The organism is Streptomyces sp. NPDC001513 (assembly GCF_042894695.1).
In the GTDB taxonomy this organism is placed as follows: domain Bacteria; phylum Actinomycetota; class Actinomycetes; order Streptomycetales; family Streptomycetaceae; genus Streptomyces.
Genome location: NZ_JBIAVU010000005.1, coordinates 1 through 23,337 on the forward strand (window position 1 = coordinate 1; position 23,337 = coordinate 23,337).

Consider the following 23,337-nt stretch of genomic DNA (forward strand, 5'->3'; position numbering starts at 1 on the left):
TTTCAGCGCCGATGGTACTGCAGGGGGGACCCTGTGGGAGAGTAGGACGCCGCCGAACAATCATTGTGGGGAAGCCCCGCACCAAGCCTTCGGGCCCGGTGCGGGGCTTTTCTGCGTTTATCCGGATGAAGTCTGCGTGGTCCGCTGGTTAGGATCGGCGACTATGAGTGATATCCAGCATGTGATACGTCCGGTGCGTGCAGACGAGTGGGAGAAGGTCAGGGACCTGCGGCTCGCTTCGCTCAAGGATCCCGTGGCCCCGATCGCCTTCCTCGATACCACCGAACTCGCCGAGGCCAGGTCGGACAGCTTCTGGCAGGAGCGCACCGCCGGCGCCGCTTCCGGGCGGGCGGTGCGGCAGTTCGTGGCCGAGGGGCCCGACGGGGTGTGGAACGGCTCCGTGGCCGTACTGGTCGAGGAGCTCGGCACCACCGACTTCCTCGACCGTGAGATCGAGACGACCCAGGGACACGTCGTGGGCGTGTACGTCCGCGAGGCCCAGCGGGGTACCGGGGTCGCCGAGGAGCTGTTCCGCGCCGGGCTGGAGTGGGCCTGGTCGCTGGAGGGGCCCGCGCTGGAACGCGTACGGCTGTATGTGCACGAGCGGAACGAGCGGGCGCAGGCCTTCTACCGGCGCATCGGGTTCCGGGACAGCGGTGTGCGGGTGCCGTTGGCGAGCGACCCGTCCGCCATGGAGTTGGAGTTCGTGTTTCCGAGGCCTTAGGGGCAGGTCTTAGGGCACGTGTTAGGGCAGGGGCGCGTCGGGCCAGCGGGAGCGGGCCTGTTCGCGGCTGCGGCACAGGGCCAGGAGGGGGAGGGTCTCCTGGGCCAGGAGCTCCGGGAGCTGGGGGATCGGGGCCACGGCGGCCACGTCGTCCAGGACCAGGGACAGTGGTGGGTCGAGCCGACCGTGGGATGACCGTGCGGCCATGCGGCGGCCGTGCTCGACCACGTGCGAGGCGAGTGCGGTCAGCAGGGGCATCGCACCCGGGTGGGTGCGGGGATCCTCCAGGGGCTCACCCACCATGTAGAGGGTGCCCCCTTCGGTCACGAACGATGCCAGGGTGAGCGCATCTGTTCGGTTCGGATTGCAGGCCTCGCGGATGTGGATCGAGGTCAGGCAGGAGAGGGCCCGGGCCGTCAGGTTCTGGGCCAGTTCGCGGCGTTCGGGGTGGGCGGTGAGTGCGCTCTCCAGCTCGCCGGCCGCGCCGGGGGCGGCCTGGGGGTGGGTGCGGAGGATGCGGACCGGGTCCTGGGCGCTGTTGCCCTGGGCCCAGCGGTGGAGCTGCTTGAACGGGCGGCCGTCGAGGGCGATGGCCTGCAGCCAGCTGCGCAGGAGCGTTTCCGCGGTGTCGGCGACCGCGGCGTCCATGCGGGCCTGGGGGCGTACGGGGGCGAGTAGCGCGATCGCGCGGGCGGCGGCGGTGTCGCGGTCGGCGCAGCCCTCGGCGGGGTTCCAGTGCATGCGGGCCGGGGTGTCGCACAGGTGCGAGGGGTCGTAGAGGAGGACGGGGCCGAGTTTGGCGCGGGCGTCCTTGGTCTCGGCCCAGAGGGCGGGGGAGGAGCTGACGACGAGGGCGGCGCCGGGGGCTTCGCCGATGCGGTGGGCCGCGGCGCGCAGGCGGTCGTCGGGGGCGGCGTAGATGAGGCCGGTCGTGGGGGTGGTCGCCGTGGCTGCCGCCGGGTGGGGGGCGTAGCCGAAGCCGTAGCGGTAGGCCTCGTCCGCCGGGGCGGTGACGGCTGGTGCGGGTGTGTTGCTGGGGGCGCTGCCCCCAGGCCCCCGCGCCTCAAACGCCGGCGGGGCTGGGGTGGGGGGCTGAGGTGGTGTGGCCAGTGCGGGTGAGCTGCTGGGGGCGCTGCCCCCAGGCCCCCGCGCCTCAAACGCCGGCGGGGCTGGAATGGGGGCGCTGCCCCCGGACCCCTGCGCCTCAAACGCCGGCGGGGCTGGGGTGGGGGGCGACGTGGGCTGTTTGGGTTGGGCTCGGCGGGACTTGGTGCGGGCGATCACGCCGATGGCGAAGACGGTGAGGACGAACATCACCAGGAGCTGGCTGACGAACAGGCCCCAGAACAGGCCCCAGCCAGAGAGGGCCGCCGGGTCGGTGTCCGGCCAGGCGGCGGGGATGTCGTGCGGTTCCGCTATCAGGGCGCGCACGGCTTCCGGGGTCCGGGTGAAGGTGACCGTGTCGGGCCAGGTGCCCTTGGCGAAGAGGGCGGCCAGGCCGGTGGCCGTCCAGACGAGGACGGCCAGGCCGAGCAGGAAGGCCAGGAGGCCGACCAGCAGGCCGTCCGGGACGCCGCCACCGCGCGCGGGGGACTCCGTACGTCGTGCGTCGTGCATGGTCAGGCCACCGTGGTCGCGGAACCCGGGCCGCCGTTGCCGCGGCTGCGTTCGATGGACAGGGCGCGTTCCTCCGCTTCGAGTTCGGCGGCCAGCATGTCCTCGGAGAGGCGGATGGGCGTGGAGGATTCGGTCATGGCGCGGTCCGTGAAGACGAGGGGGCGTTCGGCTTCGGTGATCAGGTGTTTGACCACCTGGACGTTGCCGTTGACGTCCCAGACGGCGATGCCGGGGGTGAGGGTGGGGATGATCTCCACCGCCCAGCGGGGGAGGCCGAGGACGAGGCCGGTGGCGCGTGCCTCGTCCGCTTTCTGGGCGTAGATGGTTCTGGTCGAGGCCATCTTGAGGATGGCTGCCGCTTCGCGGGCCGCGGCGCCGTCGACCACGTCCGAGAGGTGGTGGACCACGGCTACGAAGGACAGGCCGAGGCGTCGGCCGAACTTGAGGAGGCGCTGGAACAGCTGGGCCACGAAGGGGCTGTTGATGATGTGCCAGGCCTCTTCGACCAGGAAGATCCGTTTTTTCCGGTCCGGGCGGATCCAGGTGTGCTCCAGCCACACTCCGACGATCGCCATGAGGATGGGCATGGCGATGGAGTTGCGGTCGATGTGGGACAGGTCGAAGACGATGAGGGGCGCGTCGAGGTCGATGCCGACGGTGGTGGGGCCGTCGAACATGCCGCGCAGGTCGCCGTCGACGAGGCGGTCGATGACGAGCGCGACGTCGAGGCCCCACGCCCGGACATCGTCTATGTCGACGTTCATGGCGAGGGCGGATTCGGGCTCTGGGTGACGCAGTTGCTCCACGATGTCGGTCAGGACCGGCTGGCGGGTGGTGATGGTGTCCACCACGTAGGCGTGCGCGACCTTGAGGGCGAAGCCGGCGCGTTCGTCGAGGCCGTGGCCCATGGCGACTTCGATGATGGTGCGGAGCAGGGCGAGCTGTCCGGTCGCGGTGATCGCCGGGTCGAGGGGGTTGAGGCGGATGCCGTCGTCGTTGGCGGCGATCGGATCCAGGCGGATGGGGGTTATCCCCAGCTGCTGGGCGATCAGGTTCCACTCGCCGACGCCGTCCTCGCCCTGGGCGTCGAGGACGACGACCTGGCGGTCCTTGAAGCGGAGCTGGCGCAGGACGTACGTCTTCTCCAGGGCGGACTTGCCGTTGCCGGATTCGCCGAGGACCAGCCAGTGGGGGGCCGGGAGCTGCTGTCCGTAGAGCTGGAAGGGGTCGTAGATGTAGCCCTTGCCGCTGTAGACCTCGCGGCCGATGATGACGCCGGAGTCGCCGAGTCCGGGGGCGGCGGTGGGCAGGTAGACGGCTTGCGCCTGCCCGGTGGAGGTGCGTACGGGCAGGCGCGTGGTCTCGACTTTGCCGAAGAGGAAGCTGGTGAAGGCGTCCGTCAGGGCGGACATGGGATCTCGCATGGGCGGCACTTCCCTCCAGCTAGCGTCGGATGCCGGTGGCGAACGGCAGGGTGTTGACGAAGGCGCGGTGGTGCTCGCGGTCGCACCACTCCAGCTTCAGGTAGGACTTGCCGGCGGAGGCGCGGATCGTCCGCTTGTCGCGGGCGAGCGCTTCGGGCGAACGCGAGGACACCGTGATGTACCCGACGAGGTTGACTCCGGCCGCACCGCTGGCGAGATCTTCACCTCTTTGGTCGAGCCGGCCGTGGGCGGCGATGTCGCGGGGGTCGACGGTGCGGTTCATCTTGGCGGCGCGGGAGGCGTCGGCCTCGTCGTTGGTCTTCTCGGTGAGCATCCGCTCGATGGCGACCTCGGTGGGCTCCAGGTCCATGGTGACGGCGACGGTGCGGATGACGTCGGGGGTGTGGACGAGGAGGGGGGCGAGGAAGTTGACGCCGACGGGCGTCATCGGCCACTCCTTGACCCAGGCGGTGGCGTGGCACCAGGGCGCGCGGGTGGAGGACTCGCGGGTCTTGGCCTGGAGGAAGGTGGGTTCGACGGCGTCGAGTTCGGCCGGCCAGGCGTTGCGCTTGGTCATGGCCTGGATGTGGTCGATGGGGTGGTCCGGGTCGTACATGGAGTGCACGAGGGAGGACAGGCGGCCCTGGCCGAGCGGCTGGCGTACGCGGATGTCGGCTTCGGCGAGGCGGGCGCAGATGTCGGTGAGCTCGCGGGCCATGACGATGGCGAGGCCGGCGTCGCGGTCGAGCTTGCGGCCCTTGCGGGGGGTGGCGGCGCGGGCGATGGTGTGGGCCTCGGCGGCGAGTTCGCGCGTGTAGTGCATGCAGGCGACGAGGTACGCGCGGTGCTGCTCGGAGGAGGTGGACACCATCGACTGGAGCTGCTCGTAGGACTCGCGCAGCCAGCCGGGGGCCTGGGTGTCGCCGCGCTGGGCCACGTCCTTGGCGTGCGCGTCGGGGTCGGCGGGCAGGGTGCGGGCGAGCATCTGGAGGCGGGTGACGAAGCCGTCGCCGTTGGCCACGTGCTTGAGGAGGGTGCCGAAGCGGTCGACGAGGGCCTCCTGGTCCTCGCTGTCGCGCAGGCCGACGCCGGGGCCCTCGATCTCGATGGCGGCGGTGACGGTGCGCCGGTCCGCGTGGAGGAGGACGGCGATCTCGTCGGGGCCGAAGGGGGCGGCGAGCCAGTTGATCCGGCCGATGCCGGGGGGCGGGCCGACCTCCACCTCGCGGCCGTCGGCGGCGCGGGTGCCGGCCTCGATGGCGGAGGAGCGGTAGGTGGTGCCGCGGCGGAGGGTGCGCTTGTAGCTACGGCTGATCTCGAACCAGCGGTAGAAGGTGCGGCCCTTGTACGGGACGTACACGGCGGCGAGCGCGATCATGGGGAAGCCGGCGAGGCTCACGATGCGCAGGGTGAGGTTGGGGACGAGCAGTCCGCTCATCATGCCGAAGAACGCCCCGGCGATGATCAGGGCGATCTCACCGGTCTCGCGGTTCTTGCCGACGATCGCGTTCGGCCGGGCCCGGCCGATGAGATACGTGCGGCGGGGCGCGACCGGGTGCATCTGGTGGGACTGGGTCGTCAACGCCCGTCACCTCCTGTGTTCCTCGTACTCGAACTCGTGCGGGGTGCGGGTGCGGCGGAGGGGACAGATCCGCCGCCTCCGCCGCCGGAGGTGGGGCGGCTGCTGTGGGCGGCCACGCCTCCGGAGAGGGGGTTGGCGGGGCGGGGCGCGTTGTTGCCGCCTCCGCCGTCGCCTCCGCGGTGGGCGCCGCGGCTGCTGTGGGTCTTGATGCCCTGCGAGACGAGGGAGGCCGGGGAGCTGATGACGGCGGCGGCCTGGGCGCCGTCGGTGGCCTTGCTGCGGTTGGAGCGGGCGGAGGCGATCTCGTCGCCGAAGCCGGGCACGAAGCGGTAGATCATCGCGGAGGCGAAGATCGCCAGGAGGATGATGGCGAGCCCGGTGACGACGGCGGAGAAGGCGTTGGGGCCCTTTTCGCCGGTCAGGGCTCCGGCGAGGCCGAGGACGATGACGATGACCGGCTTCACGAGGATGACGGCGATCATGATGCCGGCCCAGCGGCGGACGTGGCCCCAGAGGTTGCGGTCGACGAGGCCGGAGTAGACGACGACGCCGAGGAGGGCGCCGACGTAGAGGAGGGCGGCCCGGATGAACAGCTCCAGGTAGAGCACGCCGGCGGCGAGGACGGTGACGAGCGCGACGACGATCAGCATGATCGGGCCGCCGCCGATGTCGTCGCCCTTCTTGAGGGCCTCGGAGAAGGAGCCGAAGAAGACGTCGGTCTGGCCGCCGGTGGCGGAGGCGATGACGGCGGTGACGCCGTCGGTGGCGGAGACGACGGTGTAGAGGATCAGGGGGGTGAAGGCGGAGGCGAGGACCGTGAGCCAGAGGAAGCCGATGGCTTCGGACATGGCGGTGGTGAGGGGGACGCCGCGGACGGCTCGTTTGGCGACGGCGAAGAGCCAGAGGACGAGGGTGAGGATGGTGGAGGCGGCGAAGACGACGGAGTACTGCTTGAGGAAGGCGGGGTTGGTGAAGTCGACTTCGGCCGAGCCGTTGACCGCTTCGCTGAGCTTGCCGACGATCCAGGCGGCGGCGTCGGCGCAGCCTCGGGCGAGGGAGGCGAGGGGGTTGAGGGCCTCTCCGCCGTCGCTGGGTGCCAGGCCCGTCCCCGGGTTGCCCCCGGAGGTGCCCGTGCCGCTCTGGCAGTACTGCTTGGAGGGGCCGTCGAGCAGGGCGCAGGGGTCGTTGCTGGTCTGCGGGGTGGGAGTCGGCGTGGGAGCGGCGTAGGCGCGGGTCGAGAGTGCCACGACGGCCAGGTGGGCGGAGGCGATCACGCCCAGCCGGGCGGGGAGCCGCAGGCTAGCGGGCATAAGTGAATCCTCCGAATTCCTTGATGGCCTTGCTCATGTCGTCGGACGTCGACACGGGGACATCACCGGGAACCGGGGCGGGCCCGTCCTGCTGGGTGTCGTCGACGACCTTCCAGTCTTCGCCGACCCAGGTGAGTTCGAAGGTCCAGGTCTTCCAGAGGGTGCGGACCGGGTCCGTCGACTTGGCGCCGGACATGCCGATCATGCCCGTGTACCAGACGGAGACCTTCGCGGTGGTCGCGCTGTAGCTCTCGACGCGGGTGCCGATGGGCACGGCCCGGGTGACGAACGTGCTGCCCTGCGGGGGGTTGCCGTTCGCGTCCAGGCCGAGCTTGGCGAGGAACTCGGTCGAATACGCCTCGTCCTGCGGGCCCTTCATCCGGGTCGCCACGTCGGGTGCGTAGATCCCGTCGACGAGGGCGTGCCGGGTGTTCTTCCTGAACATGCCGTCGGAGCCGAGGGCGACCGCGTAGTTGGCGGCGGCCGACTGGGCGCCCTGTTCGTCGTGGGCGAAGCCTCTGGGGATGCCCGAGGTCTTGCCGGTGACCGGGGTCGTGCCTGTGGCCGCGGTGGAGGAGGCGGCCGGGTTGTTGTCCGCGGGTTTGTCCTCGGGGGTGTCCGGGGACTGGTTCGCGAACGCGATGGCGGCGATCAGGAGGACCACGACGCCGACCACCGTGACGAGGCTGCGGGCGGTGCGGGGGGTGCGGCGGGCGGGGCCGTACGGGTCGGCGGGGGAGTCCGGGAGGCGGGTGCGGGTCTGGCCCGTGCCGCCGACCTCGCCGTGGCCGCCGCCGTACTGGTCGTCGTTGCTCATTCCGTGTCGGCCCCCTCCGCGTCGTACGACGGTAGCGCTGGTTCCCGCGTAGGCGCGGTGTGGTGATTCCTCATCAGGTACGGCCTGCGGTGTGGCCCCGGCTAGACGGCCATTCCGTAGACGATGGTGAAGAGGGTGCCCAGGGAGCCGATGATGAAGACGCCCGTGAGGCCGGCCACGATCAGGCCCTTGCCCTGTTCCGCGCTGAACGTGTCGCGTAGGGCGGTCGCGCCGATGCGCTGTTTGGCCGCCCCCCAGATGGCGATGCCCAGGCACAGGAGGATCGCCACGGCCATGACCACTTCGATCATGACCTTCGCTTCGTTGCCGAGACTGCCGAACGGCCCCCAGTTCGGGGCGATTCCGCCGATGATGGTGGTGATGTCGCCCTTTTCGGCTGCCAGGATCATGTAACTCACCGCCCCTGTATGGGTAGTTCCGGAAGCCCACTGCCCGACGGCAGGGGTCACGCACTATCTTCGCCGATGAAACCGCCGCCGTCGTCGACTTGACGGCTCTCTTTACGCGATCTCGCGGACCGCGCCCGGCCTCCGCGCTCTGACCTGGGCAGGGGCGGTGTGTATGCGCAAGAACATGCGGTCACTCTGTGTATCACGAGGGGTGACGCCGGGCAATGATTGTCGTCTCGGCGTACGGGTGGGGCGGGGGGCGGCCGTTCGGCGCAGCCGGGTCGCGTGTCGTTGGGCTGACCCGCTGACATTTGTCCGATCTTTCGTCCGTTCGTCGTCGGTGGCGTTGTCAGTGGGGTGCGGGAGCGGTTCCGGCGGGGGAGACGGTCACGCCGGTCGCCTAGCGGCGGGCTGGGCGGATCGGGGGTGGCCCCGGGCCGTTGCCGGGTGCGGCGCCGTTGCGGGGGCTCCGCCCCCGGGCCCCCGCGCCTCAAACGCCGGCGGGGCTGGAGTGGTGCGGCGGGGCTGGATTTGGTGGGGCTGGGTGGGTGGGCTCCGGTTTGGAGGTCGGGGGCCCGCGACTTGAGTGCCCGGACGGATGGGGTCAGGTCCAGTGGGTGGGGCGGGTGAGGGTGGGGGGGAACTGGGTGGTGGGGTCGCCTTGGGCGGCGTTGAGTTGGGACTGGGTGAGGAAGACGGCGTGGCGGAGGTCCGCGCCGCGGAGGTTGGCGTCGCGGAGGTCGGCGCCGATCAGGTCGGCCGTGCGGAGGTCGGCGCGGCGGAGGTCGGCGGCGATCAGGTAGGCGCCGCGCAGGTTCGCGCCGCGCAGGTCGGCTCCGGCGAGGCGGGCTCCCATCAGGTCGGCGCCCCGGTGGTTCTTCTTCTTGCGGCCCGGCACCTTGGCCCGTACGAGTTCGCTGGTTTCGAGCAGGAGGGTGTTGATCTCCTGGCGGAGCGGGGTGATGTCCAGGGCCGTGAGGGCTTCGGCGTCGGCGCGGGTCCACTGTTCGGTCTGCGCGAGCAGGCGGCGCAGCTCCGCGTGGAGCGGGGCGGCGTCCGGGAGGGTCAGGGCCTCGGCGACGTAGAAGAGCAGCTCGTGCAGCTGCCGCATCACCGGGAAGACCTCGAACATCTCGCCCCGGGTCTCCGGGTGGGCGCGCCAGTCGCGGCCGCCGAAGGTGACCTGGGAGACCTGCTGGCCCGCCCCGAAGCAGTCGAAGACCGTGCAGCCCGGGAAGCCGGTGTCGCGCAGCTGCGTGTGGATTCCGCAGCGGAAGTCCTGCCGGAGGTTCTTGCAGGGGGTGCCGGCGGGCTTGTTCACGGCGAAGTCGTTGGACTTGGCGAAGGGCAGGGCGACGCAGCACAGCGCGAAGCAGTTCGCGCAGTCGGCTTCCAGGAGGGGGAGGGTGGGGGCGGGGTGGTTTGGCACTTGCCCATTGTTACCCGGTGGGGGGAATGTGGCGTGTTTGTGCCTGGGCGTGCTGCTCGGCGGGTGGGCGGCCCGCGTGCGCGGCGCTTCAAGTCTGCCGGTGGCGAGAGGGGTTGATCAGGGGAGGGGTGGGCGTGAGCATCGGCCTATGACCGAAGTGATCGCAGTCGCCGTCATTACTCTTCTCGCCGTGATCAGTCCCGGCGCCGATTTCGCCATGGTGGTCCGCAACAGCTATCTGTACGGGCGGCCCACCGGGCTGTTCGCCGCCGGCGGGGTCGCGGCGGGGGTCCTGGTCCACGTCTCGTACACGATGCTCGGGGTCGGTCTGCTGATCGCGTCCTCCACCGCGCTGTTCACCGCGATCAAGCTGGCGGGTGCGGCCTATCTGGTGTGGATCGGGATACGGACCTTCCGGGCGCGGGCCGAGGTGTCCGTGGACCTGGAGTCGAAGCCGCAGCTGAGCCCGCTGGGGGCGATGCGGTCGGGGTTCCTGACCAATGTGCTCAATCCGAAGACGACGCTGTTCGTCGTCTCGACCTTCACCCAGGTGGTGAACCCGGACACCCCGGTGTGGCAGCAGGCGGGCTACGGGCTGTTCATGTCGGCGGCGCACCTGGGCTGGTTCGGGGTGGTGGCGCTGTTCTTCTCCGACTCGCGGCTGCGCGACCGGATGCTGAAGGCGCAGAAGACGCTGAACCGGGCCATCGGGTCGGTGCTGGTGGGGCTGGGGGTGGGGTTGGGGTTCGCCCGCTGATGATGATCGACCGCCCCTCGACGTCCTCCGGTGGGCGTTGTGGAGTCGGTTACCTGTCGGTAGCGTGCGGGGTATGGGCGCTGCCGAGGGGTTCTTCGAACGACTTGATGCCGGGCGGTTCACCGCCACCGCGTACACGCGCGGGCCGTGGGACCCGGGCTCGCAGCACGCCGGGCCGCCGGCCGCGCTGCTCGGGCGGGCCGTCGAGGAGCGGCCAGGTGCGCGCGCCGACATGCGGATCGCCCGGATCACGTACGAGATCCTGCGCCCGGTGCCGATCGGCGAGGTGGAGATCACCACGAGCGTGCTCCGGGCCGGGCGCAGCACCGAGGTGGTCGAGGCCTCCCTCGCCCCGGCGGGGGCCGCGCCCGTGATGCTGGCGCGGGCCCTGCGGATCCGGGTGGCCGAGGAGGCCGTGCCGGCCGTGGTGCCGGGGCCGCAGCTGCCGCCGCCGGGGGAGGTGGACGTGACGCCGTTCTTCCCGGTGCCGTGGGACACGGGCTACCACTCGGCCATGGAGACCCGGTTCACCGAGGGTGCCTTCGTCGAGCCGGGGCCCGGGACCTGCTGGATGCGGATGAAGGTGCCGCTGGTCGCCGGGGAGGAGACCAGGCCGCTGGACCGGGTACTGATCGCCGCGGACTCGGGCAACGGCATCAGTGCGGTGATGGACTTCGGGCGCTACGTCTTCATCAACGGTGACCTGACCGTGCACCTGCACCGCCACCCGGTGGGCGAGTGGGCGTGCGTGGAGGCCCGTACGAGCGTGGACGCGGCCGGGATCGGGCTCGCGGACGCGCTGCTGCACGACGAGAAGGGGCCCATCGGGCGCAGCGCGCAGAGCCTCTTCGTCGCACCCCGATAGCGGCCGCCCCGGCAGCCCAACCCCCTTGTCGGGGGCGGGGCGTGGATGTGGCAGGCTCGGGCGGATGGAGGCCCTGAGAGACACGGACCCGGCGCACATCGGGGCGCAGGCACTGCTGGCCCGGCTGGGTGCCGGTGGCATGGGGCAGGTGTACCTCGGGCGGTCGCCGGGTGGCCGTCTGGTCGCCATCAAGGTGATCAAGGAAGAGATCACCGGGCATCCGGAGGCCCTCGCGCGGTTCCGCCGGGAGGCCGAGACGGTCCGCGCGGTGCGCTCGGCGTACACGGCGAACCTGATCGACGCGTCGCTGGCGGCGCCGCCCTACTGGCTCGCGACCGAGTACGTGGCCGGGCCGACGCTGAGTCATGCGGTGCGCGAGTACGGGGCTTTGCCGGCCGCGGCGTGCCGCAGGCTGTTCGCCGCGCTGGCGGAGGGCCTGGCGAGCGTGCACGCGTACGGGGTCACGCACCGGGACCTCAAGCCGCAGAACGTGATCCTGGGCGGGCAGGGGCCGCAGCTCATCGACTTCGGCATCGCCAAGGGCGTGGCCGAGACGGCGCTGACGCAGGACGGCGCGGCCCCGGGCACCCCCGGCTACACGGCTCCCGAGGTGCTGCTGCGGGGCGAGGTGGCGGACGCCGCGGACGTCTTCGCGCTGGGTGCCACGCTCGCCTACGCGGCGACGGGCCGGGCGCCGTACGGGACGGGGGAGCCGACCGCGGTCAACTTCCGTGCGGTCCACGGCGAGATCGACGTCGACGGCGTGGAGCCGGACCTGGCCGCGCTGATCAGGGCGTGTGTGGCGACGGAGCCGGGGGACCGGCCGGCCCTGGGCGAGATCATCCGGCGTTGCGCGGTGGACTCGGCCCTGGTCGACGACCCGGTGTACGCGGCGCTGACGGCGACCGCGGGCGGGGCCGCGCAGGTGCCGGGGCTGCCGTCGACGATCGGTCCGGGGCTGCCGGCCGGTTCGGGCTACGTGCCGACGTACGTTCCCGCCGGCCCGGGCCCGAATCAGAACCCGGGCCAAGGCCCAAGCGGGGACGGCGGACGGCGGCGTCCGCCGCGCTGGGCGCTGGCGGCCGTCGGCGGGCTGGTGGCGGGCGGCCTCGTCACGGGCGGGTACCTGTTCCTCCAGAAGGAGGACGGCAAGGACGACAAGGACGGCACGCAGCGGGCCGGGGGCGCGCCGAGCGCCGCGGCCACGCCCGGCGGACCGGCCGCGCCGTCCGCGTCGGGCGGGCCGGCTTCGAGTCCCGCCCCCTCTGCCCCGGGCGGCGGCAGCGGCTCGGGGGCCGTGCCCGACCACATCGAGCCGAACAAGGTGTCGCGGGACCTGTGGACCAGTGCGGGTCCGGGCGGTGGGGGCTGCAGCCTGCCCCCGGAGGAGCGGGCGGAGTTCCTGGTGGGTTCCGTCGTCGACGCCGACGACCCGAAGGCGCAGAACGTCACGGGCAAGGTCAAGATCCGCGTGTACCTGAAGCCGTACAACACGGAGACGGGCCCCTACGCCGTCTCCGTCGGGGTCAAGGCTCCGCACGAGATCGACGAGAGCACCGGGCGCCCGTACGAGTTCGTCCGCGACTACAACCACGGCATCGGCTACACCAGCAAGCCCGTCGACCTCAAGGACCCGGCCACCGGCGGCGAGGTGGAGCTCACGTATCCGGACGACTTCGCCACGCAGCTCGTAGACAACCAGGGGACCCCCAAGAGGTTCCCGGCCATCCCGCTCGCCAACGATCCCGGCGACTGGACGGTGCTGGTCTACCGGGTCAGGAGTGTCAAGGAATACAGCAGCGTCTATTGCACCGGCTTTCCGGTGAAATAGTGCCGGGTCTGGCCGACGAATCCACTGTCAGGTGACGTTCCATGAGGCAGTGTTGACGAGTGCGCAAGTTCTGGATGGCAAGCGGGCTCGGCATCGGTGTGTGCCTGACCTTCGTCGCGCTGCTCGTCGTCGGTACGTACTCGGCGGCGGCGGGGATCGTGAACGGCGGCAGGCAGGGTGCCGTCGGACTGGTCAAGGGAGCGGTGCCGGCGGTCTATCAGCCGCTGGTGGAGAAGTGGGGCAACCTCTGCCCCGCCCTCAATCCGGCTCTGCTGGCGGCGCAGCTGTACACGGAGAGCGGCTGGAAGCCCGATGTGGTGAGTCACGCCGACGCGCGGGGCATCGCCCAGTTCATCCCGGGCACCTGGGCCTCGTACGGCATCGACGGTGACGGCGACGGCGACCGGGACATCTGGGACCCCAAGGACGCGATCCCCTCGGCGGCCTCGTACGACTGCCAACTCGCCAAGGACGTCGCGCAGGTTCCGGGGGATCGGTCCGACAATATGCTCGCCGCCTACAACGCCGGTCCCTATCGCGTGATCAAGGCCGGGGGCGTGCCGCCGATCAGCGAGACGCAGGGCTACGTGAAGGCCATCCGGGCCCTGGAGAAGAGCTTCGCGCGGCCCGTCGGGCGGGTGGCGCCCTCGCAACAGGCGGCCGGTGCCATCTACTTCGCGCAGAAGCAGCTCGGCACCCCGTACCTGTGGGGCGGCAACGGAACGCCCGACCAGGGCGGGCGGTTCGACTGTTCCGGGCTGACCAAGGCCGCGTACGAGACGGTGGGGATCGAGCTGCCGCGCGTGGCCAACGACCAGTACAACGCCGGGTCCCATCCCTCGCGGGACCAACTGCTGCCCGGTGATCTGGTGTTCTTCTCCGACGATCTGACGAATTCCCGGGACATCCGGCACGTCGGGCTGTACGTCGGCGGCGGCTACATGATCAACGCCCCGTATACCGGTGCCGTGATCCGCTTCGACAAGATCGACACTCCCGACTACTTCGGTGCGACGCGCGTGACGAAGGATGGCGCGGAGGCCCTTCCGGACCGGGTCGGTTCTGGTCGGGCGCCCTAGCAACTCTCCGTGAGGCAAAGGCCCTGAGCTGCGACGATGAGTCACTCTTCGATAACGTTGGAGTGATCATTCGGTGGAGAGTGGAACGTGGACGCCAGAACGGGCGTTCCATGAACGCGGGGCTTGATCAAGTGGGGGGCGAAGGGGTGCACACAGGGGTGCGCCCGCAGGGGAACCACGGCAAGGGCAAGGGGCCGCATCACCATGGCTGGACTCACAACAGGTGGGCCGAACGTGGATGTCAGCCTGCTGTACGAGGTCAACGGAGCGGCCCGGCAGGCGCCCCACTGGCTGGACCGGGCCGTGAGCCTGGCCGGTGAGTACGGGATCCTGCTGGCCCTGGTGCTCCTGGTGTTGTGGTGCTGGCGCGGTGCGCGTCGCCAGGACGAGACGACGGCCGTCGAGTCCTTCGCCGCGCTGGTCTGGGCCCCGCTGGCCGCCGGGCTGGCCCTGCTCGTGAACGTCCCGCTGCGCGAATTCGTCGGGCGGCAAAGGCCGTTCCGTCACCACGAGGGCCTGCAGGTGCTCGATCCCGGCTTCGGCGCGGGGATCGGGAACACCGAGTTCTCCTTCGTCAGCGACCACACCACCCTCGCGATGGCCCTGGGCGTGGGCCTGTTCCTGGCGAACCGGAAGATCGGGCTCCTGGGGATCGGACTGGCCCTCGTCGAAGGCTTCTGCCGCGTCTACATGGGCGTCCACTACCCGACCGACGTGATCGGCGGCCTCGCGCTCGGCACCGCCGTGGTGCTCGTGCTCGCGCCGCTCGCCATGGCGCTGCTCACCCCGGTGGTGCGCGCGGTGGCCCGCTCCCCGCGCGTCGGGCGGCTCGTACGGGCCAAGGGCCGGGCGGTGCCCCGGCCGGTCGGGCTCGCGACGCAGACCCAGAACCCACCCGCGGGACAGCGGACGCACGAGAACGACCTCGCCGCCTGAGGGCGACGCGGCATCAGGTCCGCGCGTAGGAATCCCATACGGCGAGCAGCGCGGCCACCAGCAGGCACAGCCCCGCCGCCCCGAAGAACACCCGGACCGCGGGCCGGCGCCGCCGGGGGGTCACGGATCGCCGGCCTCGGCACCGCCGTCGCGGCGGTACCGGGAGCGCAGCCACCAGCCGGTGGCCGCGGCCGCGACGGAGGTGAGCCCGATGGCCAGGGCCACGTCGGCCGGGCTGTCCGCCGAGCCCACGGGTCTGGTCCAGGCCGCGGCGGCCGGGGCGAACGCGATGAGCAGGGCCCAGAGGAGGGCCGTCAGGCGGACTGCGGATCCTGGCATGACTCAAGGGCATCCGCTGCGGCCCGCCCCGGCCAGCCGGGCCGTCCGAACGGGCTAGGAAGGAGCCGGGCCCCCGTCGATGCGGGGTGGGCGTCCCCTCTTCATGCCGCCGGGTGGCGGGCGGCGTCCCTGCGGGCCAGGTCGCGGGAGCGGCGGGCCGGGCCGGACCAGCCGCAGGTGCAGACCGCCAGGGAGAACGATCCGCGTTCGGCGGTGGATGTGGTGTGGCCTGTCGGTGGCTGCGGCTCTGACGTCGGCCGCGGGAGCGGCCCGGAGGCAAGCGGAGGGAGCAGGGTCGCGTCGGTGTGCGGTTCCACACCCCCCACGGTACCCGGGGGCGCCGCCGCCCGGGCAGGGTGCGCCCCCGTGACGGGAAACCCGGGACCTCGTTAAGCGGAGCGGGTGGGGGCCTCGGGCAAGCAGCGGTCATGCGTTGGGGGTTGGCAGGCGATGGTGGTGCACCAGCACAAGCGGCGGCCCGGACGTGCGGGTGAGGCGGTGCGCGCTGCCGGCGTCGCCCTGGCGGTCACGGCGATGAGCGGGTGCGCGGGCGGTGCCGGCGGTGACGAGCGGCCTCCGGCGGACGCGGCGGCGGTGGTCCGCGGGGCCGCGGACGCGCTGACGAAGACGGGCAGCGCCCGGGCCCGTACGGCGATGGAGATGGCCACGGGCGGGACCCGGGTCACGATCCGCGGCGAGGGCGGGGTCGACTTCAAGAACCGGATGGGGCAGCTCCTGGTGATGCTCCCGACCGATGTGAAGGGCGAGGACGAGCACCGGCCCATCACCGAGCTCCTCGTGCCGGGCGCGCTGTACATGAAGAACCGCGGTGCGGGCGTCCCCGCCGACAAGTGGGTCCGGGTCGACACGACGACCCTCGCCGACGGGAACCTGGTCACGGGCGGGGCCACCGATCCGCTGGTCGCGGCCGAGCTGCTGCGCGGCGCGCAGGAGGTGACGTACGTCGGGGAGACCGAGGTGGCGGGCACCAAGGTGCGGCACTACCGGGGGACCACCGACATCGGGCGGGCCGCGGGGAGGGCTTCGGCGGAGGTGCGGGGCGCGCTGGAGGCCGCGGCGAAAGGGTTCAGCAAGGACACCGTGCCGTTCGACGTCTACCTGGACGAGCAGGGGCGCCTGCGGAAGGTCCGGCACCGTTTCACGTACGTCAACAATGGCGTGATCGATGTCTCGTCGACCACGCTGCTGTACGGGTTCGGGACGCCGGTGACCGTCGTATTGCCGGCAAGCGGGGACATTTACGCCGGAAAGATCGCCGAATAGTGGCGCGGGCGGAAGTGGAGCGACGCTATCGGGCCATGGGTGGGTATCCGGAAATGGTCCATCCGTGTCATGTGCCCCGGGGCGCGGCGTCCCTACGCTGAGGAGCCGGGCCCGAGCGTCGATGACCGTAGACGGCAGATTGAGGTGACACGCGTGACTCCCGCAGGCGGTACGACGGTGCAGGACCACGTGGCTCTCGCCGAGATCGAGCTGTGCGGTGAGCTGATCATCGCGGCCTCGGCGGCGGTGGAGGAGCGGCTCAGTCAGGACCGGATCGACGAGGTGCTGATGGGCATCTGGTCGGGCTGACCGCCGCGTCCCGGGGTCACGTGCGCAGGAGGCGGGCGATGGCCTTCGTGGCTTCCTCGACCTTCGCGTCGATCTCGGTGCCGCCCTTGACCGCCGCGTCGGCGACGCAGTGCCGCAGGTGTTCCTCCAGCAGCTGGAGCGCGAAGGACTGGAGGGCCTTCGTGCTCGCCGAGACCTGGGTGAGTATGTCGATGCAGTAGACGTCCTCGTCGACCAGTCGCTGGAGGCCGCGGATCTGCCCCTCGATCCGGCGCAGTCTCTTGAGGTGCTCGTCCTTCTGGTGGTGGTAGCCGTGGACCGCTCCGCCCTCCTGGGGCGCGTCGGCTCCGGAGCCTTCCGCCTCGATGATCGTCATGCGTCCTCCCGTGGTCCGGAACGAAGGGGTATATACCCCTCGTGGGTATAGGGTACTGGGCCTCTGCCGAAGGGGCAGGGGTCCGTGGTCCTCACTCTGCCCGATGGAGGACACTGGGGAACTGCCGGTTAGCCGTGGCCGGGGGATGCGCCTAGCATCAGCCTGACCGAATCCAATGCACCCCGAGGACCTCACGTGCGATTTCGTCTGACCCCCAGGGAGACGAGCTTCTACGACATGTTCGCCGCATCCGCGGACAACATCGTCACGGGCTCCAAGCTCCTGATGGAACTGCTCGGAGCGGACTCCTCCGCCCGGGCCGAGATCGCGGAGCGGATGCGGGCAGCGGAACACGCGGGGGACGACGCGACCCACGCGATCTTCCACCAGCTGAACTCCTCCTTCATCACGCCGTTCGACCGTGAGGACATCTACAACCTCGCTTCGTCGCTCGACGACATCATGGACTTCATGGAGGAGGCCGTCGACCTCGTCGTCCTCTACAACGTGGAGGAGCTCCCCAAGGGTGTCGAGCAGCAGATCGAGGTCCTGGCGCGCGCGGCCGAGCTGACCGCCGAGGCGATGCCGCACCTGCGGACGATGGACAACCTCACCGAGTACTGGATCGAGGTCAACCGCCTTGAGAACCAGGCCGACCAGATCCACCGCAAGCTGCTCGCTCAGCTCTTCAACGGCAAGTACGACGCCATCGAGGTGCTGAAGCTCAAGCAGATCGTCGACGTGCTCGAAGAGGCGGCCGACGCGTTCGAGCACGTTGCGAACACGGTGGAGACCATCGCGGTCAAGGAGTCCTGAACCTCGTGGACACCTTCGCCCTGGTCGTGACCATCGGTGTCGCGCTCGGCTTTACGTATACGAACGGTTTTCACGACTCGGCGAACGCGATCGCGACCTCCGTCTCCACGCGGGCACTGACCCCGCGTGCGGCGCTGGCGATGGCCGCCGTGATGAACCTCGCCGGCGCCTTCCTCGGCAGCGGGGTCGCCAAGACGGTCAGCGAGGGCCTGATCGAGACGCCCGAGGGCACGCGGGGCATGTGGATCCTGTTCTCGGCGCTCGTCGGTGCGATCGTCTGGAACCTGATCACCTGGTACTTCGGCCTGCCCTCGTCCTCCTCGCACGCGCTGTTCGGCGGCATGGTGGGCGCGGCGCTGGCGGGCGGCACCGGTGTCATCTGGAGCGGGGTGATCGACAAGGTCGTCATCCCGATGTTCGCCTCGCCGGTCGTCGGTCTGATCGCCGGTTACCTGGTGATGGTGGTCATCCTGTGGATGTTCCGCCGCTCGAACCCGCACAAGGCCAAGCACGGTTTCCGTATCGCGCAGACCGTGTCGGCGGCCGCCATGGCGCTCGGCCACGGTCTCCAGGACGCGCAGAAGACGATGGGCATCGTCGTGATGGCGCTGGTCATCGCCGATGTGCAGAGCGCGGACGACGCGATCCCGGTCTGGGTCAAGATCGTGTGTGCCGTGATGCTGTCGCTGGGTACGTACGCGGGTGGCTGGCGCATCATGCGCACGCTCGGCCGCAAGATCATCGAGCTGGATCCGCCGCAGGGCTTCGCGGCCGAGACCACGGGCGCCTCGATCATGTTCGGTTCGGCGTACCTCTTCCACGCGCCGATCTCCACCACGCATGTCATCACCTCGGCGATCATGGGCGTGGGCGCGACCAAGCGCGTGAACGCGGTCCGCTGGGGCGTCGCCAAGAACATCGTCATGGGCTGGTTCATCACCATGCCGGCCGCGGCCCTCGTCGCCGCGGTCAGCTTCTGGATCGTGAACCTCGCCTTCGTGTAGCGGGCGAGAAGCACACACGAAAAGCAGGACGCGGGAAGCAGGACGCGAGAAGCAGGACGCGGGAACGAAAGCGGGCCGGCTCCCCCCACCCAGGGGGAGCCGGCCCTTTTTCTTTCTTTCGCCTTGCGGTGGCACCGCCATGCAGCACCGCAGGACGTTCAGCACATCTCTTTAGCCGAAGCGGCCCGAGATGTAGTCCTCGGTCGCCTGCACGGACGGGTTCGAGAAGATCCGGTCCGTGTCGTCGATCTCGACGAGCTTGCCGGGCTGGCCGACCGCCGAGAGGTTGAAGAAGGCGGTGCGGTCCGAGACGCGGGCCGCCTGCTGCATGTTGTGCGTCACGATGACGATCGTGAAGCGCTCCTTCAGCTCGCCGATCAGGTCCTCGATCGCCAGCGTGGAGATCGGGTCGAGGGCCGAGCAGGGCTCGTCCATCAGCAGGACCTGGGGCTCGACCGCGATGGCGCGGGCGATGCACAGACGCTGCTGCTGGCCGCCGGAGAGGCCCGAGCCGGGCTTGTTCAGGCGGTCCTTGACCTCGTTCCAGAGGTTGGCGCCCTGGAGGGACTTCTCGACGATCTCGGCCAGCTCGGCCTTCCGGAAGCTGCCGTTCAGCCGCAGGCCCGCCGCCACGTTGTCGAAGATCGACATGGTGGGGAAGGGGTTCGGACGCTGGAAGACCATGCCGACGGTGCGGCGGACCGCGACCGGGTCCACGCCGGCGCCGTACAGGTTCTCGTCGTCCAGGAGCACCTTGCCCTCGACGCGGCCACCGGGGGTGACCTCGTGCATGCGGTTCAGGGTGCGCAGGAAGGTGGACTTGCCGCAGCCGGACGGGCCGATGAAGGCGGTCACGGAGCGGGGCTCCACGGTCATCGAGATGTCATCGATGGCCTTGTGGGTGCCGTAGAAGGCGGACAGTCCGCTGACGTCGATTCGCTTCGCCATGAGGGGTCACTTCGCTTTCATACAGTCGCGTCAGCGACCGGTCTTCGGGGCCTTCCAGCGGGCGATGCCGCGGGCCACCAGATTGAGGATCATGACGAAGGCGATCAGTACGAGGGCTGCGGCCCACGCCCGGTCGTAGGAGGCTTCACTGCCGACCTTGTACTGCTCCCAGATGTAGAGGGGGAGCGAGGACTGGGCGCCTTCGAAGGGGTTGCCGTTGATCAGCTGGGTGCCGAAGACGAGCAGCATGATCGGCGCGGTCTCACCGGCGATGCGGGCGACGGCCAGCATGAGGCCGGTGGCGATACCGCCGATGGCGGTGGGGAGCACGACCTTGAGGATCACGCGCCACTTCGGCACACCGAGGGCGAGGGCGGCCTCGCGCAGCTCGTTCGGGACGAGCTTGAGCATCTCCTCGGTGGAGCGGACCACGACGGGCATCATCAGGATCGACAGGGCCATGGCGCCGGCGAAGCCGGAGGGGCCGAAGCCGAGCGCCAGGTTCCAGGTCGTCAGGATGAACAGACCCGCGACGATGGAGGGGATGCCGGTCATGACGTCGACGAAGAAGGTCACGGCCTTGGCGAGCGTGCCCTTGCCGTACTCGACCAGGTAGACGGCGGTCAGCAGGCCGATGGGCGCGGCGATCGCGGCTGCCAGGGCGACCTGCTCGATGGTGCCGAGCAGCGCGTGGTAGACGCCGCCGCCCTCCTCGAAGCTGGTGACGCCGTTCATCGAGTGGCTGAGGAAGTCGGGGCTCAGGGTCTCGATGCCGCGGCTGACGGTGGTCCAGATCAGCGAGAGCAGCGGGATGACCGCGAGGATGAAGCAGACCCACACGAGGGAGGTCGCGACCCGGTCCTTGGCCTGGCGGCGGTTCTCGACGACCGCGCTGGCCGTGTAGGTGATCGCGATGAACAGGATCGAGGCGATCAGGCCCCACTGGATCTTGCTGTGCAGGTCGGCGACGATGCCGATGCCGCAGCCGAGGGCGATCGAGAGGACCGCGACGGCGGCCGGGGTCCAGCGGGGGAGGCCGCCCCGGGTGAGGCTGGCGGGGGCGGCGGACTTCGGGGCCCGGGCGGGCCGCTTGTCCTGGAGTGCGTGGCTCATCAGGCGTTCGCCCCCGAGAAGTCCTTGCGGCGAGCGATGATCAGGCGAGCTGCACCGTTGACCAGCAGGGTGAGCAGGAAGAGGACCAGACCGGAGGCGATCAGCGCGTCCCGGCCGAATTCGTTGGCCTCGTCGAACTTGGCGGCGATGTTCTGCGCGAACGTGCCGCCGCCCGGGTCGAGGATGTGCCCGCTGATCAGGAAGCTCGGGGAGAGGACGGTCGCGACGGCCATGGTCTCGCCGAGGGCGCGGCCCAGGCCGAGCATGGAGGCCGAGATGACGCCGGAGCGGCCGAAGGGCAGCACCGACATGCGGATGACCTCCCAGCGGGTCGCGCCGAGGGCCAGGGCGGCCTCCTCGTTCATGCGCGGGACCTGCAGGAAGACCTCGCGGCTGACGCTGGTCACGATCGGCAGGATCATGATCGCGAGCAGGATGCCGACGGTGAAGAGCGAGCGGGCGACGCCGACCTGGGTCTTGTCGAAGACGTAGGTCCAGCCCATGTACTCGTCGAGCCAGAGGTTGAGGCCTCCGAGCTGCGGGACGAGGAAGAGGGCGCCCCAGATGCCGTAGATGATCGACGGCACGGCGGCCAGCAGGTCGACCACGTAGGCGAGGGGCGCGGCCAGCTTGCGCGGTGCGTAGTGCGAGATGAAGAGGGCGATGCCGACGGCGATCGGAACCGCGATGGCCATCGCGATGATCGAGCTGACGACGGTGCCGAAGAGCAGGACGGCGATGCCGAAGACGGGCGGGTTGGCCGACGCGTTCCAGTCGAAGGTGGTGAGGAAGTTGCCCTCGTTCTTCGACAGTGCGATCGAGGCACGGTAGGTGAGGAAGCCGGCGATCGACGCCATGATCACCAGGAGCAGGATGCCGGAGCCCTTGGAGAGCCCGGCGAAGATCTTGTCACCGGCGCGGCCGGTGGACCTCTTGCTCGTGGAGACAGGCGGAGCCTGGTCTATCTGGGTGGGTGTGGTGGAAGCCATGGTCTTTCCGGTCTGTGTGGGGGCAAGGCCCCCTGGCGGCGGTGCACCGGATTCCCCCGGGTGAAGGGGAAGGGTCTCCGGGGCCGGTCCGCCCGTCCCCGGACGGGGGGAGGGAGCGGACCGGGCCTCGGAGGTCAGGACTACTTCAGGCCGGCGATGGTCTCGCGGACCTTGGCGTTGATCTCGGCCGGGATCGGGGCGTAGCCGTTCTCCAGCAGGACCTTCTGGCCCGCGTCGGAGGCGGTGTAGTTCAGGAAGGACTTGACGGTCGGCAGGGTCTCCGCCTTGTTGCCGTTGTCGCAGACGACCTCGTACGTCACCAGGACGATCGGGTACGCACCCTCGGCCTTGGTGGTGTAGTCGAGCTTCAGGGCCAGGTCGGAGCCGGTGCCGGAGATCTTGGCGGCGGCGATGGCCTTGGAGGCGTTCTCACCGGTGGCCTTGACCGGGGCGGCGGCGCCCGTGTTCACGTCGACCGTCTTGATGTTCTGCGAGGTGGCGTAGGAGAGCTCGAAGTAGCCGATCGCACCGTCGACGGCCTTCACCTGGGAGGCGACACCGGAGGAGCCGGACGCGCCCTGGCCACCGGGGGCCGGCCACTTCTTCGCGGCCTCGTAGGTCCAGGCGTCGGGGGCCGTGGCCTTGAGGTACTTGCCGAGGTTCTCGGTGGTGCCCGAGTCCTCGGAGCGGTGGAAGGCCTGGATGGCGGTGGGGGGAAGCGCGACGCCGGGGTTCAGCTTCTTGATCGCCTCGTCGTCCCACTTCTTGATCTTGTCGTTGAAGATGTTGGCGATCGTGGCGGCGTCGAGGTTCAGCTTGTCGACACCCGTGACGTTGAAGCCGAGGGCGATCGGGCCGCCGACCATGGGCAGGTCGATGCCCTGGCCACCGGTGCAGATCTTCTTCGACTCCTCGACCTGCTCCGGCTTCAGCGCCGAGTCGGAGCCGGCGAAACCGACGGTGCCCTGGTTGAAGGCGACGATGCCCTCACCGGAGGAGGAGGACTTGTAGTTCACCTCGACGCCGGAGCAGGCAGCCATGTAGTTCTTGATCCACAGGTCGATCGCGTTCTTCTGCGCGGACGAGCCGGAGGCGAGGAGCTTGCCCTTGGCGTCGTCGCACTTGATCTCGCCGGCGGCCGCGGAGGGCTTGGCCGTGCCGTCGGCGGTCTTCGTGTTGTCGTCCGAGCCGCACGCCGTGAGGACCAGGGCGCCGGACACGACAAGCGCCCCGAGGGCGGAGGCACGAAGCATGTTCTTGCGCTGAAGCTTCACTTTCGGGTGTTCCTTCCAGAAGCCGCCGGCCGCTTTCTGTATCGGGGCGGCGTGCGAAGAGGACTACGTCGGTTTGCCCGGCTGAGCTGCTCGATTTCCGTGCGGCTCGCTCCGTGCATCACCGA

General features: G+C 70.2%; 24 protein-coding genes. 10 read left to right on the forward strand and 14 right to left on the reverse strand.

All coding sequences use genetic code 11. The features are described from left to right. Positions 1–172 precede the first annotated feature (172 nt). Positions 173–724, forward strand: coding sequence for a GNAT family N-acetyltransferase (locus ACFYZ4_RS11895; RefSeq protein ID WP_390784011.1), 552 nt, complete (start codon positions 173–175; stop codon positions 722–724). A 21-nt stretch (positions 725–745) separates the two neighbouring features. Here the strand turns inward: ACFYZ4_RS11895 and ACFYZ4_RS11900 are convergent, their stop codons facing one another. The 7 genes from ACFYZ4_RS11900 to ACFYZ4_RS11930 form a co-directional block, all read right to left on the reverse strand. Further along, positions 746–2,341 carry a type VI secretion protein gene (locus ACFYZ4_RS11900; RefSeq protein ID WP_390783834.1) on the reverse strand — a complete coding sequence of 532 codons (1,596 nt, stop codon included), beginning with the start codon at positions 2,339–2,341 and terminating at the stop codon, positions 746–748. A gap of 2 nt (positions 2,342–2,343) precedes the next feature. Next, a complete protein-coding gene (locus ACFYZ4_RS11905; RefSeq protein WP_351303923.1) occupies positions 2,344–3,765 on the reverse strand; it encodes an ATP-binding protein in 1,422 nt (473 codons plus the stop codon). A 19-nt stretch (positions 3,766–3,784) separates the two neighbouring features. Then, positions 3,785–5,347 (reverse strand): SCO6880 family protein, encoded by a 1,563-nt coding sequence (locus tag ACFYZ4_RS11910; RefSeq protein WP_351303919.1) that lies wholly within the window; start codon positions 5,345–5,347, stop codon positions 3,785–3,787. Continuing rightward, positions 5,344–6,657 (reverse strand): hypothetical protein, encoded by a 1,314-nt coding sequence (locus tag ACFYZ4_RS11915; RefSeq protein ID WP_390783835.1) that lies wholly within the window; start codon positions 6,655–6,657, stop codon positions 5,344–5,346. Before ACFYZ4_RS11915 ends, ACFYZ4_RS11910 begins: the two co-directional genes overlap by 4 nt. Next, the gene (locus ACFYZ4_RS11920) at positions 6,647–7,474 is read right to left on the reverse strand and encodes a hypothetical protein (RefSeq protein ID WP_390783836.1); all 828 of its coding nucleotides are present in this window, start codon (positions 7,472–7,474) and stop codon (positions 6,647–6,649) included. Before ACFYZ4_RS11920 ends, ACFYZ4_RS11915 begins: the two co-directional genes overlap by 11 nt. Positions 7,475–7,575: 101 nt before the next feature. Then, complete coding sequence (locus ACFYZ4_RS11925; RefSeq protein WP_008742356.1) at positions 7,576–7,884, reverse strand: hypothetical protein; 309 nt, start codon at positions 7,882–7,884, stop codon at positions 7,576–7,578. A 604-nt stretch (positions 7,885–8,488) separates the two neighbouring features. After that, positions 8,489–9,313 carry a pentapeptide repeat-containing protein gene (locus tag ACFYZ4_RS11930; RefSeq protein ID WP_351299780.1) on the reverse strand — a complete coding sequence of 275 codons (825 nt, stop codon included), beginning with the start codon at positions 9,311–9,313 and terminating at the stop codon, positions 8,489–8,491. A gap of 148 nt (positions 9,314–9,461) precedes the next feature. Here ACFYZ4_RS11930 and ACFYZ4_RS11935 point away from each other — a divergent pair, with 148 nt between their 5' ends. The 5 genes from ACFYZ4_RS11935 to ACFYZ4_RS11955 all read left to right on the forward strand — a co-directional run bounded on the left by ACFYZ4_RS11935 (position 9,462) and on the right by ACFYZ4_RS11955 (position 14,781). Further along, positions 9,462–10,070, forward strand: coding sequence for a LysE family transporter (locus tag ACFYZ4_RS11935; RefSeq protein ID WP_351299777.1), 609 nt, complete (start codon positions 9,462–9,464; stop codon positions 10,068–10,070). Positions 10,071–10,143: 73 nt separating this feature from the next. After that, positions 10,144–10,935, forward strand: a complete 792-nt coding sequence (locus ACFYZ4_RS11940) for a thioesterase family protein (protein ID WP_351299774.1) — start codon at positions 10,144–10,146, stop codon at positions 10,933–10,935. A 64-nt stretch (positions 10,936–10,999) separates the two neighbouring features. Then, entirely contained in the window at positions 11,000–12,766 is a 1,767-nt protein-coding gene (locus ACFYZ4_RS11945) for a serine/threonine-protein kinase (RefSeq protein WP_351299771.1), read from the forward strand. Between the two features lie 74 nt (positions 12,767–12,840). Continuing rightward, positions 12,841–13,845 (forward strand): NlpC/P60 family protein, encoded by a 1,005-nt coding sequence (locus ACFYZ4_RS11950; protein WP_384348162.1) that lies wholly within the window; start codon positions 12,841–12,843, stop codon positions 13,843–13,845. A 204-nt stretch (positions 13,846–14,049) separates the two neighbouring features. Further along, positions 14,050–14,781 carry a phosphatase PAP2 family protein gene (locus ACFYZ4_RS11955; RefSeq protein ID WP_351299764.1) on the forward strand — a complete coding sequence of 244 codons (732 nt, stop codon included), beginning with the start codon at positions 14,050–14,052 and terminating at the stop codon, positions 14,779–14,781. A gap of 120 nt (positions 14,782–14,901) precedes the next feature. Here the strand turns inward: ACFYZ4_RS11955 and ACFYZ4_RS11960 are convergent, their stop codons facing one another. Together ACFYZ4_RS11960 and ACFYZ4_RS11965 are read right to left on the reverse strand one after the other, a co-directional pair. After that, entirely contained in the window at positions 14,902–15,120 is a 219-nt protein-coding gene (locus ACFYZ4_RS11960) for a hypothetical protein (protein ID WP_351299761.1), read from the reverse strand. 101 nt (positions 15,121–15,221) lie between these two features. Then, a complete protein-coding gene (locus tag ACFYZ4_RS11965) occupies positions 15,222–15,437 on the reverse strand; it encodes a hypothetical protein (RefSeq protein ID WP_351299758.1) in 216 nt (71 codons plus the stop codon). A 133-nt stretch (positions 15,438–15,570) separates the two neighbouring features. Between ACFYZ4_RS11965 and ACFYZ4_RS11970 the strand changes: the two genes are divergently transcribed. Together ACFYZ4_RS11970 and ACFYZ4_RS11975 are read left to right on the forward strand one after the other, a co-directional pair. Then, entirely contained in the window at positions 15,571–16,404 is an 834-nt protein-coding gene (locus tag ACFYZ4_RS11970) for a hypothetical protein (protein WP_390783837.1), read from the forward strand. Between the two features lie 153 nt (positions 16,405–16,557). After that, positions 16,558–16,713, forward strand: a complete 156-nt coding sequence (locus ACFYZ4_RS11975) for a hypothetical protein (RefSeq protein ID WP_327419582.1) — start codon at positions 16,558–16,560, stop codon at positions 16,711–16,713. Between the two features lie 16 nt (positions 16,714–16,729). On the opposite strand, the gene ACFYZ4_RS11980 is transcribed toward ACFYZ4_RS11975, so the two are convergent. After that, positions 16,730–17,068 (reverse strand): metal-sensitive transcriptional regulator, encoded by a 339-nt coding sequence (locus ACFYZ4_RS11980; protein ID WP_351299756.1) that lies wholly within the window; start codon positions 17,066–17,068, stop codon positions 16,730–16,732. Positions 17,069–17,263: 195 nt separating this feature from the next. On the opposite strand from ACFYZ4_RS11980, the gene ACFYZ4_RS11985 reads away from it, so the two are divergent. Beyond that, the gene (locus ACFYZ4_RS11985; RefSeq protein WP_008742369.1) at positions 17,264–17,884 is read left to right on the forward strand and encodes a DUF47 domain-containing protein; all 621 of its coding nucleotides are present in this window, start codon (positions 17,264–17,266) and stop codon (positions 17,882–17,884) included. A gap of 5 nt (positions 17,885–17,889) precedes the next feature. After that, on the forward strand, positions 17,890–18,888 hold the full coding sequence (locus ACFYZ4_RS11990; RefSeq protein WP_351299753.1) for an inorganic phosphate transporter: 999 nt from the start codon (positions 17,890–17,892) through the stop codon (positions 18,886–18,888). 171 nt (positions 18,889–19,059) lie between these two features. Here ACFYZ4_RS11990 and pstB read toward each other — a convergent pair whose 3' ends face one another. The 4 genes from pstB to pstS form a co-directional block, all read right to left on the reverse strand. After that, positions 19,060–19,836, reverse strand: coding sequence for a phosphate ABC transporter ATP-binding protein PstB (gene pstB / locus ACFYZ4_RS11995; RefSeq protein ID WP_351299750.1), 777 nt, complete (start codon positions 19,834–19,836; stop codon positions 19,060–19,062). Positions 19,837–19,866: 30 nt separating this feature from the next. Continuing rightward, entirely contained in the window at positions 19,867–20,949 is a 1,083-nt protein-coding gene (gene pstA / locus ACFYZ4_RS12000) for a phosphate ABC transporter permease PstA (protein ID WP_351299747.1), read from the reverse strand. Next, positions 20,949–21,938 carry a phosphate ABC transporter permease subunit PstC gene (pstC, locus tag ACFYZ4_RS12005; RefSeq protein ID WP_351299745.1) on the reverse strand — a complete coding sequence of 330 codons (990 nt, stop codon included), beginning with the start codon at positions 21,936–21,938 and terminating at the stop codon, positions 20,949–20,951. The genes pstA and pstC overlap by 1 nt, the downstream gene beginning before the upstream one ends. Before the next feature lie 140 nt (positions 21,939–22,078). After that, entirely contained in the window at positions 22,079–23,212 is a 1,134-nt protein-coding gene (gene pstS, locus ACFYZ4_RS12010) for a phosphate ABC transporter substrate-binding protein PstS (protein WP_351299742.1), read from the reverse strand. Positions 23,213–23,337: the final 125 nt, after the last annotated feature.

What these genes read in the sequence shown, in the direction of transcription:
- ACFYZ4_RS11900 (WP_390783834.1), bottom strand. Translation starts at nt 2,341, where the DNA reads ATGCACGACGCACGACGTACGGAGTCCCCCGCGCGCGGTGGCGGCGTC.
- ACFYZ4_RS11905 (WP_351303923.1), bottom strand. Translation starts at nt 3,765, where the DNA reads ATGCGAGATCCCATGTCCGCCCTGACGGACGCCTTCACCAGCTTCCTC.
- ACFYZ4_RS11915 (WP_390783835.1), bottom strand. Translation starts at nt 6,657, where the DNA reads ATGCCCGCTAGCCTGCGGCTCCCCGCCCGGCTGGGCGTGATCGCCTCC.
- ACFYZ4_RS11920 (WP_390783836.1), bottom strand. Translation starts at nt 7,474, where the DNA reads ATGAGCAACGACGACCAGTACGGCGGCGGCCACGGCGAGGTCGGCGGC.
- ACFYZ4_RS11925 (WP_008742356.1), bottom strand. Translation starts at nt 7,884, where the DNA reads ATGATCCTGGCAGCCGAAAAGGGCGACATCACCACCATCATCGGCGGA.
- ACFYZ4_RS11935 (WP_351299777.1), top strand. Translation starts at nt 9,462, where the DNA reads ATGACCGAAGTGATCGCAGTCGCCGTCATTACTCTTCTCGCCGTGATC.
- ACFYZ4_RS11940 (WP_351299774.1), top strand. Translation starts at nt 10,144, where the DNA reads ATGGGCGCTGCCGAGGGGTTCTTCGAACGACTTGATGCCGGGCGGTTC.
- ACFYZ4_RS11945 (WP_351299771.1), top strand. Translation starts at nt 11,000, where the DNA reads ATGGAGGCCCTGAGAGACACGGACCCGGCGCACATCGGGGCGCAGGCA.
- ACFYZ4_RS11950 (WP_384348162.1), top strand. Translation starts at nt 12,841, where the DNA reads ATGGCAAGCGGGCTCGGCATCGGTGTGTGCCTGACCTTCGTCGCGCTG.
- ACFYZ4_RS11955 (WP_351299764.1), top strand. Translation starts at nt 14,050, where the DNA reads ATGGCTGGACTCACAACAGGTGGGCCGAACGTGGATGTCAGCCTGCTG.
- ACFYZ4_RS11960 (WP_351299761.1), bottom strand. Translation starts at nt 15,120, where the DNA reads ATGCCAGGATCCGCAGTCCGCCTGACGGCCCTCCTCTGGGCCCTGCTC.
- ACFYZ4_RS11970 (WP_390783837.1), top strand. Translation starts at nt 15,571, where the DNA reads ATGGTGGTGCACCAGCACAAGCGGCGGCCCGGACGTGCGGGTGAGGCG.
- ACFYZ4_RS11980 (WP_351299756.1), bottom strand. Translation starts at nt 17,068, where the DNA reads ATGACGATCATCGAGGCGGAAGGCTCCGGAGCCGACGCGCCCCAGGAG.
- pstB (WP_351299750.1), bottom strand. Translation starts at nt 19,836, where the DNA reads ATGGCGAAGCGAATCGACGTCAGCGGACTGTCCGCCTTCTACGGCACC.
- pstA (WP_351299747.1), bottom strand. Translation starts at nt 20,949, where the DNA reads ATGAGCCACGCACTCCAGGACAAGCGGCCCGCCCGGGCCCCGAAGTCC.
- pstC (WP_351299745.1), bottom strand. Translation starts at nt 21,938, where the DNA reads ATGGCTTCCACCACACCCACCCAGATAGACCAGGCTCCGCCTGTCTCC.